Raw genomic sequence first — 18,083 nt, 5'->3', positions numbered from 1 at the left:
CCTCTGCACGGTGATGTTCTGTGGCAGACCCTAGGGTTTGCACATCGGGGGCGTTTTTGGCACCAGGACATGCCAATACCCTAGCCGCTGCAAAGCCCCAAGAGGCATTCAAAGCGGCAAGACCCCGTTAGTTAAAATACATGACCATTCATTACTGTTCACACCAACCCATCTCCATGGGAAAATTCCGAATTCAACCTTGCTCTAGGGCTTTGCCCAATGGCGCATTTGGCGCGCAAGTGTCCGTGGCCAGTGGCCATGGTAGCGCCAGCACCGACCGCGTGATGCGTTTTGTGCCCGAATTTGCAACACCTGCCGCCGCCAGCCAATACGCCCTCGATGAAGGCATGTTGTGGGTGGAGCGCCAGACCTCCAAACCGATCCTGCTTTGAGAAAGACGTTTTAAATGGCTAAAGAAGAACTGATTGAACTGATGGGCGTGGTGAACGAAGTTTTGCCCGATACGCGTTTTCGTGTGACGCTGGACAACGGCCACCAATTGATCGCCTATTCTGCTGGCAAGATGCGCAAAAACCACATCCGCATTCTGGCGGGTGACCGTGTGACGCTCGAGCTCTCGCCTTATGACCTGAGCAAAGGCCGCATCAGCTTCCGTCATTTGGCTGGCCGTGCCCCGATGGCACCACGCCGCCCACCTGCACGCTAAATAAGCAAAGGACTCTGAGTCCTCATTGGGCGTGCTTTCACCGGCACGCCCTTTTTGCGTTCAAGCGCTTATTTCTCGCCCATGCTCATGCTCATGGTCTTGCTCAAAGGCTTGATCAGGTAGCTCAGCACAGTGCGCTCCATGGCTTTGATTTCCACGTTGGCCGTCAAACCAGGTCGCACTTGAATTTGACTGGCTTTCTCGCCTTTGAACTCGGTGCCCGTGATCATGACGCGCACGCGGTAGTAGGTCATAGGGCCTTGCTTGGTTTCTTCGGTCAACACGTCGGGGCTGATGTAACTCACATTGCCTCGCATTCCGCCATAAATTGAGTAATCGTAGGCGTCGAGTTTGACGCTGGCCGTTTGGCCGATCTTTATAAAGCCGATGTCTGCGGGCAAGATCTTTGTCTCGACAATCAGGTTGTTGCCACCGGGCAGCAACTCCATCACCGTGTCGCCCTGACGCACCACGCCGCCCAAGGTGTTGACCTTGATGTTATTGACCACGCCGTCCACAGGGGCCACCAGCTCGGTGTGCTCCAACAAGCTGGTGCGGTCATTCAATTGCTCGGTCTGCGTACTCAAGTCTTCTTGGGTCTTGGTCATCTCAGCCTGTGCATCTTGAAAATACTTGTTGCGCTTGCTCGTCAATTGCGCCCCAATGTCGGCGCTGGAACGCTCTAGGCGCAAGAGCTCAGCCCGACTGACGTCGCCTGAGGCTTCGAGAAGGCGGTTGATTTTCAATTCATCGTCGGCCAGCGCCAGGATTTTCTTCAACGCACTGATCTCGTCTTTGAAAGCGCGTTGTCGCTTGTTGAACAGTTCGGTCTGGTTTTGAATGTAGCTGGTGTAAGACAGCAACGAGGGATCGAACTGCAAGGGTTTTTCAAAGATCTCAGCTTGCAGTCTGGTCAGGGTGATGCGCAAGGCGGCCACTTTGGCCTTGGTGTCGGACACGGCCGCTTGTGCGCGCTCTTTTTGCAGGGTCGCCAGCAGTTGGCCTGCTTTCACCAGATCACCTTCTTTCACGTGCAATTCGGTCAAAATCCCGCCGTCTGGGGATTGAATAATTTGCGTGCGCTCTGCCGCAATGATTTGACCTTGTGCTCGCGTGACTTGGTCAATTTTCCCAGCCGATGCCCAAACGACCGCCGCAATCAGCGACAGCATGAATACCAACAAAACAGCACGCGAACGGTGCGGTGGTTTGAAGTCGCCGACCGGCATGGGCGACGTGGCAGGTTTGGCGGTCACGTCGCTGACGGTTTCTGAATGCAGGCCAACGCCCGAGGGGGCCGGTGCTTTGGGCAGATTGGAGTGGGTCAATGACATGTTCAGCTCGCAGGTTGCGCAATAGGGCGCTGTTGAAGTTGTTGCAGCACCGTGTCGCGCGGGCCATCAAGGACGATCGAGCTTCCGGCAACCACGATGATCCTGTTGACCAGTGCCAAGGTGCTGGGTTTGTGGGTCACGATCACAAGGGTTTTTCCAGCGCGAGCTTCTTCTGCCAGCACGGCCATGCACTGGCGCTCTTGCGTATCGTCCATGGTGGCGGTCGGTTCGTCGAGCAGCAAGATGTCGGGTTTGCACAAAATCAAGCGGGTGAAGGCCACGAGTTGCTTTTGTCCATTGCTCAAGCCTTTTCCGCCTTCCATGATGGGGCGTTCCAGGCCTTTGGGGTGGCTGCCGACAATGCGGTCCATGCCGGTGCGGGTCATGGCGGCAAAAATCACTTCATCGCCAGGGTCGGGCAGGCCGATCAGCAAGTTTTCGCGCAAGGAGCCTTGGAACAGGCGGTGGTCTTGCTGCAAGAAACCGATTTTTTGGCTCAGCAGCTGTCGGCTGATGTGACCCAGCTCCAAGCCATCAATGTGGATGTTGCCTTTTTGCGGGCTGTACATGCCGCTCAGCATGCGCAGCAGCGTGGATTTGCCTGCGCCAATCGGGCCGACAATGGCAATGCGTTCGCCGGGTTTGATTTCCAGTTTGGGCACCGCAATCACGGGTGGATTTTGGCCATAGGCGAACTGCACATCGGTCAAAAGGTAATGGCCTTTGATGTGCGTTGGCACCAAGGGGTGCTGGATGCCGTGGTTGTCTGACTCAAGGGTGTACAGGCGCTCTAGCCCCTCCAAAGCCGCGCTGGCGTGGGAGTGCTGCACCAACAAACCCGGCAAGGCCATGACGGGTGCCAAAATGCGTCCGCTCAAGATGGAGCACGCAATCAACGCACCCATCGTCATGTGGCCTTGCATCACCAGCAACGAACCCACCACCACCAAGCCGGCATAGCTCATTTGCTGCAGCACGACGGACAGGTAGCCCACATTCTCGGTGGCACTGCGCATGCGCAAGTCGCCTTGAATGGTCATCTTGTTGTAGTTGACCCAGCGGGACAAAAACTTCCAGCCGCCCGAACCGGCCTTGATGGTCTCAATGCCTTCTACCGCCTCGACCAACAGACCGGTGCGCATATTTGACAGAGCAGCACTTTCTCTGGCCAGCTCTTTGATTTGGCTGCGAATTCTGAGCCCCAAAAACAGAGCCACACCGCCAAACACCAGTGGTACCAGCGCCACCAAGGGGCTGGCGATCAAGGCAATGATCACCAAAAACAACAAACTCATGGGCAAGTCGATCAGGGTGAACAGGGTGTTGGCCGTGTAAAAACTGCGCACCTGTTCATAGCCCCGCAATTGCCCTGCCAAACTGCCGACCGAGCTGGGTATCTGGTCCACGCGCAGGCTGAGCAGCTGCTGGAACACTTCACGCGAGAGTTGTTGGTCAACCCCTGCAACCACATAATCCATCAAATGGGATCGGGCCAATTTCATGGCGTATTCAATCAAGATGCTGAGCAACACGCCCGTGCTGAGCACTACCAAGGTGTATTCACTGCGAGACGGAATCACACGGTCATAGACCTGCATTGAAAACAGTGAGGTGGCCAGGGCAATCATGCCGATGAAGGCCGAGGCCAGCCCTGCTTCAATCATTGGCAGTCGATGCTGGCGCAGGGTCTGTTGCAGTTGCTGAGCGAAGGTTTTCATGGCAGGCTTATCGCCCATGGCCTGCGACAGTTTGTGCGCATCTGCTTGCGCGTTGAACTTGATCAAGGCCACTTGGCCTTGTAAAGCCGTGGGTGCCAAGCTGTGCTGCCCATCCGCATTGACCAAGACCCACTGACCTGATGGGTCGCAGTCGACCAAGATGACCCAGCCCCATTGAACGGTGTGACCTAGCAAGGGCAGGTGGGCGCGATCCGGTTGATCCATGTACAAGGGCGTTTGCAAGCCCATTTGGGATGCGACTTTTTGCAGTTGCAGCATGGGCGCGTCTGCCTGATCCAGGCTGGCCACACTGGCTCTGAGCGCCAAGACATCGGCGGCCGCGCCTTGCATTTGCGCCACGCGCAGCATGGCCCATTCAAGTTGAATTTTGTTGATCATGGCTGTGCCGTGGCTAGGGTGTTGGGGTCCATATTGATGTCAAGTCGCAAGCGCGAACCGACCAAACTGGCTTGCGCGTCGACCAGCGCATATTCGTTTTGCGCCAGTTCACGCACTTGGTTGAGCAGGTCCAGCCAGGTTTTCCGGTTGGCCTGAAACTGGCGTTCAAACGAGGCCAGCACCATGTCGGCGCCCGAAACCGATTTTTCGAGCGCCGAAATTTGGGCGTAGGCATTCAGGAATTCTTCACGGTCGTTTTGCAACGTTTCCTGAATATCCTTCATCGCAGTCGCTACGCCTTGATCGGATTTGGCGATGCGCTTGGTCAGAGCTTCTGCCTCTACCAGATTGGCAAATCCGGCCCCTGGTGAGTAGCTCAAGCCTGCAAAAGCCACCGCTGAGTTGTTGGTGTTGAAGGCATTGTTGCCAACCGGTTTGTCTACGCGCACATACAAATGAGGCCATTTTTCGGCTTCTTTGGTCAGCAAGCGGTTTTGCGCTGAAACCACATCGCTTTTGGCAATCTGCACCGAAGGCGAGCGCGTGGCCAAGTCGACCCAGTCGGTTTGCTGCAGTTGCTGGAGAAATGCCACCGAACTGGTCAAGGTGGGAAAGGGTGTCAGGGTCGGTAAGCGTTCACCCAGATTCACTTCGCCCGACAGTTGTTCCAGCTTGAGCAGTGACACTCTCAGGTTTCTTTGGGACGCATCCAACTCCACCTGCGTTTGCAACTGGCGGGAGTTGGCCAACACCAAGTCAATGCTGGAAGAGGCTTCAGCGTCGACTCGCCGTTGCATTTGCACCCTAAAACCGTTGAGCCGCGCCATGGTTTTTTGCGCTACTTGAACGCGTGCGTGGGCGGCTCGCATGGCTTGCCATGCCTGGGTGATTTGCAGAAAAAGTTGTCTTTGCTGCAATTGCACTTTGAATTGGCTGATGAGCACCTGGTTTTCGGCCTCGGTGACCCGTGATGAGTTCAGTCCACCATCCCAAATGATTTGCTGTACGCGCAAACTGCGTGACGGCTGCGTTGAGCTGTTGCCAACGTGCGACTCGAATACCGCAGAAAAAGTCGGCCAGCGTTGGCGTTCTACGGCGGTGACATCGATTTTTCCAGCGTCCGCTTCCAAACGCGCCGCTACCAACAGGGGGTGGCTTTGTTGGGCTGCCGCATACAGCGCATGGATCGTGAGGGCTTGCGAATCGGGTGCTGGCACCGCAGTTTGGCCCCATGCGGGGCTGATGCAAAGCGCGATGCCAAGCCATCCCGTGCTCACCAAGCGCGGCTTTGCTCTTTTAATGAAGCTGCCGGTGTTCATTTTTTGAAATCCCATGTTCATACCTAGTCTCAGACTTCAAGCGAGCCGTACTCATGGAGAGTTCGTGCAAAAAAGAAAATATAAGAAAATTTTTCAGATGTAATTATAGCGAATTTGTATTAAAAATAATTTGAGGGCAGCTTTTGATTTTTTTGGCAATTTGCTTGCGAATTTCCCATGACTTTGGAGTTTTTGCCCCGAGCCACGAGCCACGAGCCACGAGCCCCGAGCCCCGTCGTCCGTGGTGTGTGCCACGGCTGTAGGGCATGTCCTTCCGCTTGGGTTGAGCGGGACATGGGCGATCACGATGACGGCGTCAAACTGCAAAGCCCTTGAATCGAGCAGCATGCCCCCCAGATGAGATCCAACACAGGGGATTTCATGACCGCCTCAGCCGACGCCTTGCACATTGTTTGTCCGCATTGCCACATCACCAATCGGGTGCGTGTGGCCGATATGGGGCATGCCCCCGATTGCGGACAATGTCACACAGCCCTTTTTGACGGACATCCGCTGGCGCTGGATGCAGCCACTTTTGACAAGCACATTGGGCGCAGCCAAGTGCCTGTACTGGTGGATTTTTGGGCGCCTTGGTGCGGCCCTTGTCGCATGATGGCCCCTGCTTACGAGCAGGCGACAAGCCTTTTGGAGCCCCAAGTGCGGGTGGCCAAACTCAACACCGAAGACGCACAAGCCATTGCCGCCCGCTTCAACATCCGCAGTATTCCCACCTTGGCCTTGTTTGTCGGCGGCAAAGAAGTCGCCCGGCAGGCCGGGGCATTTCGCACGGCACAAGATATCGCTGATTGGACACGTTCACACCTTTGAGACGGGCGTGCACGTCAATGCGCCCTGTGCGCGATGGCCTCGATCCGTGCTTGGGCGATTTGTGCACCAATTTGAGGGCCTTTTAGGCCCTGCGCTGCCGCAGCTTGGGCGATGGGTGCGGTATCCACCGAGAGCGCTGCTTGCTGGGCTTGCCGCAACCGCGCGGCCTGCGGGTAAGCCGCTTCTTCAAAACCCAAGCGCCCTCGCGCATCGCATTCGCAGGCTTGCAGCACACGCTCAAAGCGCTCGGCTTGGCGGATGGCGTCGCAGCGTTCGAGCAGGCGCAGCACGGCTTCGGGGCCCAGTTCTGCGCTGCGGTGGATGTTGCCGTGCTCACGCGCGACGACCTCGGCCAGCTCTTTGCAGTCGCTGGGTATGCGCAGGCGGTCACACACCTTTTGCAAGAGCTTGACGCTGCGGCCCTCGTGGCCGATGTGGCGCGGCAGCACATCAGCAGGCGTGCTGCCTTTGCCCAGGTCGTGCATCAGGCAGGCCACGCGCACGGTCAGCGGCATGTTCAAACGCGCTGCCATGTCCATCACCAGCATCATGTGAACGCCCGTGTCGATCTCGGGGTGGTATTGCTGACGCTGGGGCACGCCCCATAGACGGTCCAGATCGGGCAGCAAGACCTTGAGCGCACCGCATTCGCGCAGCACTTGGAACATGCGCGAGGGTTTGTCGGCCATCAGGCCTTTGGCCAGTTCCTGCCAGACGCGTTCGGGCACCAAGTGGTCAATTTCGGCGTTTGACACCATGGCCTGCATCAGTGCCATGGTTTCCGGCGCCACTTCAAAGCCGGTGAAGCGGGCTGCAAACCTGGCCACGCGCAAGATGCGCACCGGATCTTCGGCGAAAGCCGGGGTCACATGGCGCAATTGTTGGGCTTGCAGGTCGGCAAGGCCGCCCCACGGGTCGATGATGTCGCTCAGCCAGTTGGGTGTGGGCGTTTTCAGGCGCGCGGCCACGGCCTGTGGAACCGCCATCGCGTTGATGGTCAGGTCGCGCCGGGCCAGGTCTTCTTCGAGCGTGACGCTGGGATCGGCCTGCACGGCAAAGCCCTTGTAGCCCCGCGCGGTCTTGCGCTCGGTGCGGGCCAGTGCGTATTCCTCGCGCGTGCGGGGGTGCAAAAACACCGGGAAGTCTTTGCCCACTGGCGTGAAGCCCTGTGTGGCCATCTCCTCTGGCGTGCTGCCCACCACGACCCAGTCACGATCCTGTACACGCAGGCCCAGCAGCGCATCGCGTACGGCACCTCCAACGGCGTAAATCTTCATGGGGCGTTTCTGCTGGTTCGCGGGGTCACTCAACGCGCCACGCGGAAAGGCTCTTCAAAGTCGATGAAGTCCTTTTCGGCCAGGGCGTCGTCGATCCATGCTTTCACACCGGGCAGGGCGCAGACACGCGCCATGTAGGCAGCCACCTCAGCAGGCACCGGCAGGGCATAGGTTTTAAGGCGCATGACCACGGGGGCAAAGTAGGCGTCGGCTACGGAAAATTCGCCAAACAGCATGGGGCCACCGTGTTCTTGGAGCAGCCCGCTCCACAGCTTGCTGATGCGTTCCAGGTCGGCACGAACAGCGGGTTTGTCGCGCAAGGCCAGTGCCCCGATTTCGGGCAAGTGCGCTTCGATGTTCATCGGGCAGGCGCTGCGCAGACCAGTGAAGCCACTGTGCATTTCGGCGCAGATGCTGCGGGCGCGTGCACGGGCGGCGCGGTCTTGTGGCCAGAGCTGTTTTTCAGGGAACTGCTCGGCCACATATTCGGCAATCGCCAAGGTGTCCCAGACGGCCAGACCATCGTGCACCAGCACGGGCACTTTGCCCACCGGGTTGACCGCCTTCATGCTGGCCTTGAAGTTGGAGTCGGGCGCGAAACTGTCAAAGCGGACATAGACCTCTTCAAAGGCAATGCCCGCCTGGCGCAACAGCACCCAAGGGCGCATGGACCACGACGAGTAGTTCTTGTTGGCGATGTAAAGCTGGATCATGGTTTATCTCCCGAGGTGAGGGCTGCATGGTAACGGGGACAGCCGCCTGTTCGGGAGCGACATATTCCCCACTGTCATACCCGCGCATGCGGGTATCCAATGCGCTCGACGGCATGGACACCCGATCCCGTCGGGTGTGACAAGTCAGCGCCCAGCGCGTTCGCGCCATCCATTTAAGCGGCTGCGTGGACCGCGATGGCCCAAATAAGTGGGGGCAACCCCTGCAGCAGACGCGGCGGCGATGCCCAAGTCTTTCAAACCCGGGTATCGGCCAGTGGCGATGTTGTCCACCTTCATTGACGCCAAGTTGTCTCGGCTCATGAGTGGTTCGCCCGGTGCCAGCTCCATGGTCGCCGCTTGCAGCCAGCCGATCCAGTTTGGCAAAGGCAAAACGGGGCGGCCTTGGCCGTGGTTTACACCCGCCCATTGACCGGCCAGTTTGACCAGCTCGCCCAAGGTCAGCACATCTGGCCCGCACAAATCATAGGTCTGGCCGACGGTGTTTGGCTGTTGCAGGCAAGCCACCACGGCGCGTGCCACGTCGGCCACCCAAACGGGCTGAAAGCGTGTGCCACTGCCCGCCAAAGGCATGAAGGGCAGCACGGCCTGCAGGTCGGCAAACAGGTTGAGAAATTTGTCTTCGGCCCCAAAGACCACGCTGGGGCGCAACACCGTGAGCTGCAGCCCCCCGCCTTGCAGTGCCGTTTCGCCGCGCGCCTTGCTGCGCAGGTACATCGAAGGGGCTTGCGCTTCGGCACCCAGTGCACTCACATGCACCAGCCGCTGCACCGAAGCTTTTTTCATGGCGCTGGCGATTTTTCCGGGCAATTCGACGTGCACTTGCTCAAAGCGTTCTTCGTTGCCGTGCAGCACCGCCACCAGGTTCACGACCGCATCGTGCCCGGGCATCAAGCGGGCCAGGTCGGCTTCCTTGTGCACCGAAGCCTCGATCACGGTCAGTCCGGGCAGGCTTTGGACGCTGCTGGCATTGACAGCGCGGCGGGTGGGCACCGTGATCTGCCAGCCCAGCCGGGCCAGTTGTTCGCAAACATGGCGACCCACAAAGCCGCTGCCCCCCAAAACCAGAATGCGCGGCGTGTTCATTTTTTAAATCCCTTGTTCAAACCCGTGGCAGCCTGGTGCATCGCTTCCATGGCCTGCTCGACGATCTGTGTGCGCCAAGCATCGGTGTCCACATAAAACGCGTCCATCAGATCCAGTTTGATCTGCTGACGCAACGCAGCAGGCGCTTCGGGGTGCAGTTGCAGCCAGTGGTCGCCACGCAGCGCGTGCATGACTTTGTCTGTGGGCTGGGTGCCATATTCCATGGCGATGCCGGTGTACTCGGCCTGCGGACATTCCTGGTAGGCCGACATCCACATCAGCCCGGTGAGCATGGGCGATGTGGAGGAGCCGTCGTAAATCGAGGTGATGCTTTGGCCCCACCAGGCTTTGGCGCGGGTGTAGGCGGCCGCGTCGTCGGCACAGGCAAAGATGCGCTCGCCCACACCGCTGGGCCCCAAGCCCGTGTGCAGATCGATCCAGGCCAATTTTTTGCAAGCTTGGCCGTATTTTTGCAGCACCTTGCGCAGCGTCAGGTTGCTCCAAGTGGGGGCTTGTCCGCCAAAGAACAGGCCATCCGGGAATTCGTGTTGGCCTTTGGAGATGGCGGACTGAAAGGCTTTCATCCCTCGCTCAGCGATGAACTGGTTGGTTGCCGCGGTGTTGTCCGCATCGGGGGGCCAGACTTCGGGCAACAGCAAGGGCTGGATTTCGCGGTAGGCTGGGTTGTCCGGTAGCGCTTGCGTGAAGTCTTGAAAGTTGCGGTTGATGTCCACGTTTTCGTGGGTCACGCGCCGCACATGCGAAAACCCGTGCGGATTGAGCGCATGGATGTAGAGCACCGCCACGCCCTGAGCTTTAGCGGCGGCACGCCAAGCGGCGTTTTGCAGCGCATGGACTTGTACGCCCGAGCCGCAATAACCCTCCACCCCGTGGCAGGCGCTGCTGATGATCAGCAGCGCTTGGGCGTCGGGGGCGCCATCCAACACCACGTCCATGGCGAGCGCTTCAGCGTCCCGGCCTTTGAGAGGGTGGGCTTGTGAGTCCACAGACAGGCCGGCCGACTGCGCCGCATTCAAGAATTTTTGGCGGGCTTGGGCATAGCTGGCTGAAAAGCCGCTTTGGACATCGGACATGGACGTTCCTGAAGGGGGTTATTTTTGTGTCGGGTTGGCCAACCACTGTGTGGCCAGTTCGACCCAGTAAGTGCCGCCCAGCGGGATCAGGTCGTCGTTGAAGTCGTAGCTCGGGTTGTGCAGGGTGCAAGGGCCACCGCCATGGCCCATTTCGCGGTGCGCGCCATCGCCGTTGCTGATGAAGACATAGGCGCCGGGCTTGGCTTGCAACATGTACGAGAAGTCTTCGGCGCCCATGGTGGGCTCTTGGTCGATCACATGCTCCGCGCCCACGATGCCCGACATGACTTGGCGTGCAAACTCGGATTCGGCGGCGCTGTTGATGGTGGGCGGGTAGTTGCGTTCGAACGCGAATTCGCACTGCGCCTCAAAGGCCGCGCAAATCGACTCGGCCACCTGCTTCATGCGGGTCTCGATCAAATCCAGCACCTCGATGCTGAAGGTGCGCACCGTGCCTTGCAGTTCGCACGAGTCAGGCACCACGTTGGTGGCTTCGCCTGCGTGGATCATGGTGACCGAGATCACGCCCGCGTCCACCGGCTTTTTGTTGCGGGTGATGATGGTCTGAAAGCCCTGCACCATTTGGCAGGCAATGGGCACCGGGTCGATGCCGTTGTGTGGCAATGCCGCGTGGCTGCCTTTGCCCCGGATGGTGATCTTGAACTCGTTGCTGGACGCCATGACCGGGCCCGCACTCACGGCGAAGGTGCCCACGGCCGCGCCTGGCCAGTTGTGCATGCCGTAAACCGCCTGCATCGGGAATTTGTCGAACAGACCATCCTTGATCATCTCGCGGGCACCGCCGCCGCCTTCTTCGGCGGGCTGGAAAATCAAATACACCGTGCCGTCAAAGTCGCGGTGTTTGGCAAAGTGCTTGGCCGCAGCCAAGAGCATGGCCGTGTGGCCGTCGTGGCCGCAAGCGTGCATCTTGCCCTGGTGCTTGCTGGCGTGGGCGAAGGTGTTGAACTCTTGCATGGGCAATGCGTCGATGTCGGCGCGCAGGCCGATGCCACGCCCGCAAGCACCACCATCACGCCCATGCACAATGCCCACCACGCCGGTGGTGCCCATGCCCCGGTGAATGGGGATGCCCCAGTGGGTCAGTTGCTGGGCCACCACGTCAGCCGTGCGTACTTCTTGAAAGCACAACTCAGGGTGCGCATGAATGTCTTTGCGAATGGCCGCGATGCTGGCCGCGTCGGTGAGGATGGCGTCGAGGATTTTCATGAATACAGTCTAGCGGGACTTGCAGACCTTTGCCAAGCTGTAGCCTCAAATGTCCCGGTTGTCACCTTGGCGGCCGAAACCCCGTGCAAAATCGGGCAAACATTGACTCTCAATTTGTATGCGTAATTCACCGATTTCAAGGCCTTGGCGGGCTGTGCTGAGCGCCCTAGGGACGCTCTTTTTTTTGGACGTCGCATCTGCCGCACCTCAACTCAGCTGCCAAGTGACGTACGCCGGCACCAGCCACACGGTGCTGGCGCGGCCTGTGGCAGACCCTTACCCTGTGCCCTCGGTGGACATTGGGGGGCGGTTCTGGTTCAAGGCCGTCATGGTGGGGGATGCAGGCAAGGTCCAGCGCATCTTGTTGTATGCCTACCAAGACGCCAAGCCCCACCCGGTCTTGGTGCACCAAGCCAAATACCTGCCGCCTTACCCGCGCACACCGCAGCCTTGGGCCATCACGGGGCAGCAGCATGTGTATGCCGGACCCCTTGAGCGGGAGTTGATCTACAGCTGCACTTTGGAGGGGCTGACGCCATGAAAACACGCTTGGTACTGGTGTTGGCTTGTTGTTTGTGGGTGCCTGTCTGGGCGCAGTCTGGCCCTTCTGCAGGCCCCACCGTGAGCGTGGTGTTTGCGGGCGACACCGTGCTCGATGACGCCCCTGGCGCTTTGATCGCCCGTGGTGGCGACCCTTTTGCCCCGTTCGCATCGGTGTTCGCTGCCGCCGACATCCGCATGACCAATTTGGAGTGTGTGGTGGCCACGAGCGGCAGTGCGGGCGATAAGAATTTCACATTCCGGGCGCACCCGCGTGTGCTTCCCGTGCTCAAGACCCATTTCGATGCGGTGGCGCTGGCCAACAACCACTCGGGTGATTTTGGGCGCGAGGCATTTGCCGAGATGCTGGGCCTGCTCGATCAGGCGGGCTTGAGCCAACTCGGTGGTGGGCGCAATTTGTCTCAGGCCCACACACCTTGGGTGGTGGAGCGCAAGGGCTTGCGGATCGCTTTCTTGAGCTACAACGAATTCATGCCACGGAGCTTTGAGGCCGACCACGATGCCCCCGGCGTGGCCTGGAGCGAGGACGAACAAGTGGTGGACGACATCCGCAATGCGCGTCAGGTGCACCGCGCGGATCTGGTGATTCCCATCATGCATTGGGGTTGGGAGAACGAGCGCGTGGCCAATGCCCGCCAGCGGCAACTGGCGCGTTTGATGGTTGAGGCCGGGGCCGATGCGGTGATTGGCGGCCATCCGCATGTCACGCAAGACATCGAACACATCCAGGGCAAGCCCGTCATTTACAGCGTGGGCAATTTCGTGATGAAAGAAACCGACAACGACCACCAGCGTCGGGGCTGGGTGCTGCGCCTGGATCTTGACCGGCATGGGGTGCGGGGCTTTCACACCCATGTGGCCCAAATCCGCATGGACGGCATGCCTGAACGCGATGGCCGTGCAGCCAGCCCTTGCTGGCAGCGAGGCGATGTGGCGGTGGGGCAGTGTGTGGCGGGGCAAAAAGTCCCAGCCCGTTGAAAGCGGCAAGGCGGTGCCTGCCGGGCTGCGCGACAATCGGCTTTTGACCTGCCCCAACCATGAACCCCACTCCTGCCACTGCCGTGGTGCGCGGCGCTTGCCCGCACGATTGCCCCGACACCTGTGCCTTGCTGACCACGGTGGAAAACGGTCGAGCCACCCAAGTGCAAGGCAATCCTGCACATCCCATGACCGACGGTGTGCTGTGCACCAAGGTCTCGCGCTACGCCGAGCGCACTTACCACCCCGATCGCTTGCTGCAGCCCCTGCGCCGTGTCGGCCCCAAGGGTTCGGGCCAGTTTGAACCCGTGGGCTGGGACGAGGCGCTGGACGCCATTGCCCAGCGCTTGAAAAGCATTGCCGCACGCGACCCGCAGGCGGTGCTGCCCTACAGTTATGCAGGCACCATGGGGCAGGTGCAAGGTGAATCGATCGCCGCGCGGTTTTTTCACCAACTGGGCGCTTCGCTGCTGGACCGCACGATTTGCGCCTCGGCCGGGGCCGAAGCCTTGACCCAAACCTTGGGCAACAAGGTGGGCATGAAGGTCGAGTTTTTTGCCGAATCCAAGCTGATCGTCATTTGGGGCAGCAACTCGATTGGCAGCAACTTGCACTTTTGGCGCATCGCCCAAGTGGCCAAGCGCCAAGGCGCCAAGCTGGTGTGCATCGACCCCCGGCGCAGCGAAACCGCCGACAAATGCCACGAACACATCGCCCTTCGACCCGGCACCGATGCCGCGCTGGCGCTGGCCGTGATGCACGAGTTGATCGTGCATGGCTGGCTCGACCAAGACTACATCGACCGCTACACGCTGGGCTGGGACGCCCTGAAAGCGCGTGCTTTGCAGTGGACGCCTGAACGCGCCGCCGAAGTCTGCGGCGTGCCCGTTGAGCAGATCAAGCGACTGGCATGCGACTGGGGCACCACCCAGCCTGCTGCCATCCGGCTGAATTACGGCATGCAGCGTGTGCGCGGCGGTGGCAACGCGGTGCGGGCCATCGCGTGTTTGCCTGCGCTCACCGGTGCTTGGCGGCACCGGGCGGGTGGCTTGTTGCTCAGCAGTTCGGGCCATTTTCCGGTGCGGCGTGCGGCCTTGCAGCGGCCCGACTTGCTGGGCGACAGGCGCCCCCGCACCCTCAATATGACGACCATTGGCGACGACTTGTTGCGCCCGGCATCGCCCGAATTCGGCCCCCGAATTGAAGCGCTGATCGTCTACAACAGCAACCCGGTGGCGGTGGCCCCCGAATCGGGCAAGGTGGTCCAAGGCTTTGCCCGAGACGATCTGTTTACCGTGGTGCTGGAGCATTTTCAGACCGACACCGCCGACTACGCCGACTTCATCTTGCCTGCCACCACGCAGCTGGAGCACTGGGACATCCACACCAGCTACGGACACACCGATGTGCTGCTCAACCGCCCGGCCATCGCGCCCGTGGGCCAAGCGCGCACCAACACCGACATCTTCCGCGCGCTGGCCCAGCGCATGGGGTTTGATGACCCGTGTTTTGTCCAGAGCGATGAAAGCCTGTGCCGCAGTGCCATCGGTGACGAGAAAGATTTTGAGCAGTTGCTGGCGCATGGCTTTGCCTCTTTGCCACTGCCCGATGCGCCGTTTGCACTGGGCGGCTTTCCAACGCCTTCAGGGCGCTGCGAGTTTTTCAGCCAGCGCTTGGCCGATCAGGGCTTGGACGGCTTGCCCGATCATTTGCCCAATTACGAGCTGGCCACGCCGGGCTGCCTCTATCCACTGGCCATGATCTCGCCGCCTGCACGCCACTTTCTCAATTCGACCTTTGTCAACGTGCAAAGCCTGCGCGACATCGAGGCCGAGCCTGTGCTGGAGATGCACCCTGACGATGCCGCTGCTCGCGGCATCGTCGATGGCGCGGTGGTGCGGGTGTTCAACGACCGGGGCAGCTACCACTGCAAAGCCCGATTGAACCAGCGTGCGCGGCCGGGCGTGGTCAATGGCTTGGGCATTTGGTGGCGCAAGCTGGGCCTGAACGGCACCAATGTGAACGAGCTGACCAGCCAGAACCTGACCGACCTGGGCCGTGCGCCCGTGTTTTACGACTGTTTGGTGGAGGTGGCCGCCGAAACCCCAACGCCCGTGCAGATGACCGAAAAACCCGAACAGAAAGCGCAACATGCCTGAGCTGAAAATCGAACGCGAACACGCTTTGGGCCTGGCCGGTGCCCGTGCCGTGGCCGAACGCTGGCGCGAGCAAGCCGAGCAGGAGTGGGGCATGGCTTGCGAATGCGAGCCGGGTGAGGTGACTGATCGCATGCGCTTTGACCGCAGTGGTGTGAGCGGTGAACTGACGGTGACCGAGTCCCGCTTTGACCTGCATCTGAAGCTGGGCTTTTTGTTGGGGGCCTACAGCGGCAAGATCGAAGAAAAAATCTGCGCCAATCTGGACGCCTTATTGGGGCCTGTGGCCTGAATCCTTTGAGTACATCCAGCCCACTTGGCATCAAACCCAGTAACTCAATGTCATGCCCGGCCACGTAACGTCATACCCGGCTTGACGTCATGCCCGGCCACGTAACGTCATACCCGGCCACTTGACGTCATGCCCGGCCACTTGACGTCATGCCCGGCTTGACCGGGTATCCATGGTGATCGAAGGCATGGACCCCCGATCGAGTCGGGGGTGACTGCAGCTCAGGCATGGACCCCCGATCGAGTCGGGGGTGACTGCAGCTCAGGCATGGACCCCCGATCGAGTCGGGGGTGACTGCAGCTCAGGCATGGACCCCCGATCGAGTCGGGGGTGACTGGCGACTTGGCCTGGCTCTCGGATTGGGTCGGGGTGACGAATCAAGTGGGCGAGGCATTAAGCGTACGAGGTGCAACGCTCGTTCAAGGCAAATCCTTGTTCACCTCGGCCATGGGGGAGTTGCGTGGCCCGATCGAGCCCAAGCGGGCTTTGAGCGATTGTGGTTGGCGCGTCAAAATGGCGGCGTAGTTGGTGGTGTTGGACAGCACTTTTTTCACGTAATCGCGCGTTTCTTGAAACGGGATGTTCTCAGCCCAAATGGCCGCTTCGAGCATGGGGCCGTTTCGCCAAGTGCGTGATCGGCCTGGCCCGGCGTTGTAGGCTGCTGTGGCCAAAGGCATTGAGCCTTCAAAGTCGTCCAGCACCAGCTTCAAATAACCCGTGCCAATGGCCACGTTGACTTCGCGGTCGGTGATCTGGTCAGGGGTGAAACTGGTCAAGCCGATTTTTTTAGCCGTCCATTTGGCGGTGGCGGGCATGACCTGCATCAGGCCCGAGGCGCCCACTTGCGAGCGGGCGTCCATGATGAAGCGGCTTTCCTGGCGGATCAGGCCATACACAAAAGCCGGGTCGAGTCGGATGTCGCCTGCTTTGCGTACCACGATCTCGCGCAGCGGCATCGGAAAGCGTTGCTCAAAATCAATGGCCTCTTTGGTGCGGTCGCTGGTGTTGATGCAGCGGTCCCACACCTGGCGCTGGCAAGCCAGATCGGCAGCGGCCAACAGTTCGCGGTCGTTCATGCCGCCCGGTGTGTGCAAGTTGGTGGTGTAGTTCCACTCGCGGTTGCCTTCGGGGCGCAGGCCGATCTGGATGGCGTACAAGGCGCGTTGCAGCCCGGGGTTGATCAGCGCCGCGGCTTTTTCTTGCGGGTTGAGGGTGATGGGGCGTTCAGGCAAAGTGATGGCTTGGCCCAGTTCTTCGAGCGCCAGTTGCTCGTAAAAACCCCTGACGCTGGCGATGCTGCGCAGCAGGTTTTGGGCTTCTTGTTTTTGGGCGTTGTCTTGCGCCGTGGCGCTCAAGGCACGGGCGCGCCAGTAAACCCAAGTCGGGTCTTTTTGCGATTCGGGGCTCATGGCCTGGGTCGCGCTCAACACCTGACGCCATTGGCCCATGCGCAAAGCGGCGCGCACTTTCCAACTCAGCAAGTCGTCGTTCAGGTCGCTGTCTTTTTGCACCTTGGCAAAGTGGCTGCTGGCGTTGTCTTGCAGTTTTTGCGCGGCCTGTTTGCCAATCACGCCCCAAGTCCAGTTGCGTTCTTCTTGGCTCAGTTGGATGGACCAACGCCGATTCAGCCAATCGGCGGCTTCGTCGGGGTCTTTGGCGGCCAGCCTGATCAAGGCCAGCACCGCCAGCTCTTTGCGGTTCTTGGTGATGGCGATGATGCGTTTGTCGAGGTATTTGGCCGGGTCGGCGTAGATCAGAGCCACTTGTTCGGACAAGCGCGGTGCTTCGATGTCGACCGCCGCTTGGGCCGGGCGAGGGCGGTTGGCGTCTATGGCCAGCCGCGCCTTGCGCCAAAGGTCCAAGCCATTGATCTGTTTGCCCGAGTGCAAATGCTCGGCCACATAGGTGCAGCCATCGTCGGCTTCGCGCAGGGCGTACCAAAGGCGTTTGGCTTCTTCGGCCACATCGGCCTTGCTGTTCATGGCCTCGGTGGCCAAGGCGTAACAGCGCACTTCGCGGTCGTCGCGCATGCGGTAGCGCGGGTATTCGGCGGTGAAGTTGGCCCAGTCGCGGCGCTTGCCCAGTTGCAGCAGCCAGTCGGTGCGCAAGCGGTCTTCGTAGTAGCTGCCGGCATAGCTTCTCAAGAAGCTGCGAATCTCTGATTCAGGCGCGGTGTCCAAGCGGGTGCGGATTTCCCAATAAGCGGCCAAGGGTTCCAGCACATGGCCTCGGGTTTGGGGCAGCAGGGCCGACAGGCGGTTTTTGTCGCCTTTTTTGAAGGCTTGGCCCATCTCGAGGATGACGTCATCGCCCTTGTTGGCGGCCTGAACTTGGGCATGGGCGAGGGGGCTCCAAAGGCCTGTCATGGCCAATGCGTAAACCAGTGTCAGAATCTGAGTGAATTTCATGGGTCGAT

16 protein-coding genes are annotated in these 18,083 nt (G+C 60.0%); 7 read left to right on the top strand and 9 right to left on the bottom strand.

Annotated elements, in window-relative coordinates:
- Positions 1-176 precede the first annotated feature (176 nt).
- Positions 177-392: a hypothetical protein gene (locus tag BN3544_RS12420; RefSeq protein ID WP_231733981.1), complete on the top strand. Its 216-nt coding sequence runs from the start codon at positions 177-179 to the stop codon at positions 390-392.
- A gap of 14 nt (positions 393-406) precedes the next feature.
- Positions 407-667: a translation initiation factor IF-1 gene (infA, locus tag BN3544_RS12415; protein WP_019426546.1), complete on the top strand. Its 261-nt coding sequence runs from the start codon at positions 407-409 to the stop codon at positions 665-667.
- 68 nt (positions 668-735) lie between these two features.
- Here infA and BN3544_RS12410 read toward each other — a convergent pair whose 3' ends face one another.
- The 3 genes from BN3544_RS12410 to BN3544_RS12400 are packed head-to-tail and all read right to left on the bottom strand — an operon-like array spanning position 736 to position 5,452.
- Positions 736-2,001 carry a putative HlyD family type I secretion protein gene (locus BN3544_RS12410; protein WP_019430165.1) on the bottom strand — a complete coding sequence of 422 codons (1,266 nt, stop codon included), beginning with the start codon at positions 1,999-2,001 and terminating at the stop codon, positions 736-738.
- A 2-nt stretch (positions 2,002-2,003) separates the two neighbouring features.
- Positions 2,004-4,118: an ATP-binding cassette domain-containing protein gene (locus tag BN3544_RS12405; RefSeq protein ID WP_019430166.1), complete on the bottom strand. Its 2,115-nt coding sequence runs from the start codon at positions 4,116-4,118 to the stop codon at positions 2,004-2,006.
- Positions 4,115-5,452 carry a TolC family protein gene (locus BN3544_RS12400; RefSeq protein WP_162131425.1) on the bottom strand — a complete coding sequence of 446 codons (1,338 nt, stop codon included), beginning with the start codon at positions 5,450-5,452 and terminating at the stop codon, positions 4,115-4,117. The genes BN3544_RS12405 and BN3544_RS12400 overlap by 4 nt, the downstream gene beginning before the upstream one ends.
- Positions 5,453-5,818: 366 nt before the next feature.
- On the opposite strand from BN3544_RS12400, the gene trxC reads away from it, so the two are divergent.
- Positions 5,819-6,265, top strand: a complete 447-nt coding sequence (gene trxC, locus BN3544_RS12395) for a thioredoxin TrxC (protein WP_019430168.1) — start codon at positions 5,819-5,821, stop codon at positions 6,263-6,265.
- A 14-nt stretch (positions 6,266-6,279) separates the two neighbouring features.
- On the opposite strand, the gene BN3544_RS12390 is transcribed toward trxC, so the two are convergent.
- From BN3544_RS12390 to BN3544_RS12370, 5 genes are all read right to left on the bottom strand, one after another.
- Complete coding sequence (locus BN3544_RS12390; RefSeq protein WP_026036683.1) at positions 6,280-7,542, bottom strand: multifunctional CCA addition/repair protein; 1,263 nt, start codon at positions 7,540-7,542, stop codon at positions 6,280-6,282.
- 29 nt (positions 7,543-7,571) lie between these two features.
- Positions 7,572-8,255 (bottom strand): glutathione S-transferase family protein, encoded by a 684-nt coding sequence (locus BN3544_RS12385; RefSeq protein ID WP_019430170.1) that lies wholly within the window; start codon positions 8,253-8,255, stop codon positions 7,572-7,574.
- Between the two features lie 144 nt (positions 8,256-8,399).
- Entirely contained in the window at positions 8,400-9,359 is a 960-nt protein-coding gene (locus tag BN3544_RS12380) for a complex I NDUFA9 subunit family protein (RefSeq protein ID WP_019430171.1), read from the bottom strand.
- Positions 9,356-10,453 carry a M14 family metallopeptidase gene (locus BN3544_RS12375; protein ID WP_019430172.1) on the bottom strand — a complete coding sequence of 366 codons (1,098 nt, stop codon included), beginning with the start codon at positions 10,451-10,453 and terminating at the stop codon, positions 9,356-9,358. Before BN3544_RS12375 ends, BN3544_RS12380 begins: the two co-directional genes overlap by 4 nt.
- A gap of 18 nt (positions 10,454-10,471) precedes the next feature.
- Positions 10,472-11,680, bottom strand: a complete 1,209-nt coding sequence (locus BN3544_RS12370; protein ID WP_019430173.1) for a M20 aminoacylase family protein — start codon at positions 11,678-11,680, stop codon at positions 10,472-10,474.
- A 184-nt stretch (positions 11,681-11,864) separates the two neighbouring features.
- Here BN3544_RS12370 and BN3544_RS12365 point away from each other — a divergent pair, with 184 nt between their 5' ends.
- Genes BN3544_RS12365 through BN3544_RS12350 form a run of 4 tightly spaced genes read left to right on the top strand, consistent with a single transcriptional unit; the run spans position 11,865 to position 15,667 of the window.
- Positions 11,865-12,221, top strand: a complete 357-nt coding sequence (locus BN3544_RS12365; protein ID WP_026036684.1) for a hypothetical protein — start codon at positions 11,865-11,867, stop codon at positions 12,219-12,221.
- Positions 12,218-13,219, top strand: a complete 1,002-nt coding sequence (locus BN3544_RS12360) for a CapA family protein (protein ID WP_019430175.1) — start codon at positions 12,218-12,220, stop codon at positions 13,217-13,219. The genes BN3544_RS12365 and BN3544_RS12360 overlap by 4 nt, the downstream gene beginning before the upstream one ends.
- 59 nt (positions 13,220-13,278) lie before the next feature.
- On the top strand, positions 13,279-15,378 hold the full coding sequence (locus BN3544_RS12355; protein ID WP_019430176.1) for a molybdopterin-containing oxidoreductase family protein: 2,100 nt from the start codon (positions 13,279-13,281) through the stop codon (positions 15,376-15,378).
- Positions 15,371-15,667 (top strand): polyhydroxyalkanoic acid system family protein, encoded by a 297-nt coding sequence (locus BN3544_RS12350; RefSeq protein WP_019430177.1) that lies wholly within the window; start codon positions 15,371-15,373, stop codon positions 15,665-15,667. The genes BN3544_RS12355 and BN3544_RS12350 overlap by 8 nt, the downstream gene beginning before the upstream one ends.
- A 419-nt stretch (positions 15,668-16,086) precedes the next feature.
- Here the strand turns inward: BN3544_RS12350 and BN3544_RS12345 are convergent, their stop codons facing one another.
- Positions 16,087-18,075 carry a lytic transglycosylase domain-containing protein gene (locus BN3544_RS12345; RefSeq protein WP_019430178.1) on the bottom strand — a complete coding sequence of 663 codons (1,989 nt, stop codon included), beginning with the start codon at positions 18,073-18,075 and terminating at the stop codon, positions 16,087-16,089.
- Positions 18,076-18,083 lie beyond the last annotated feature (8 nt).

This window comes from Limnohabitans sp. Rim47 (assembly GCF_001517545.1).
In the GTDB taxonomy this organism is placed as follows: domain Bacteria; phylum Pseudomonadota; class Gammaproteobacteria; order Burkholderiales; family Burkholderiaceae_C; genus Limnohabitans_A.
Note: the sequence above shows the minus strand (reverse complement) of the source record. Positions and strands in the feature narration are given on the sequence as shown.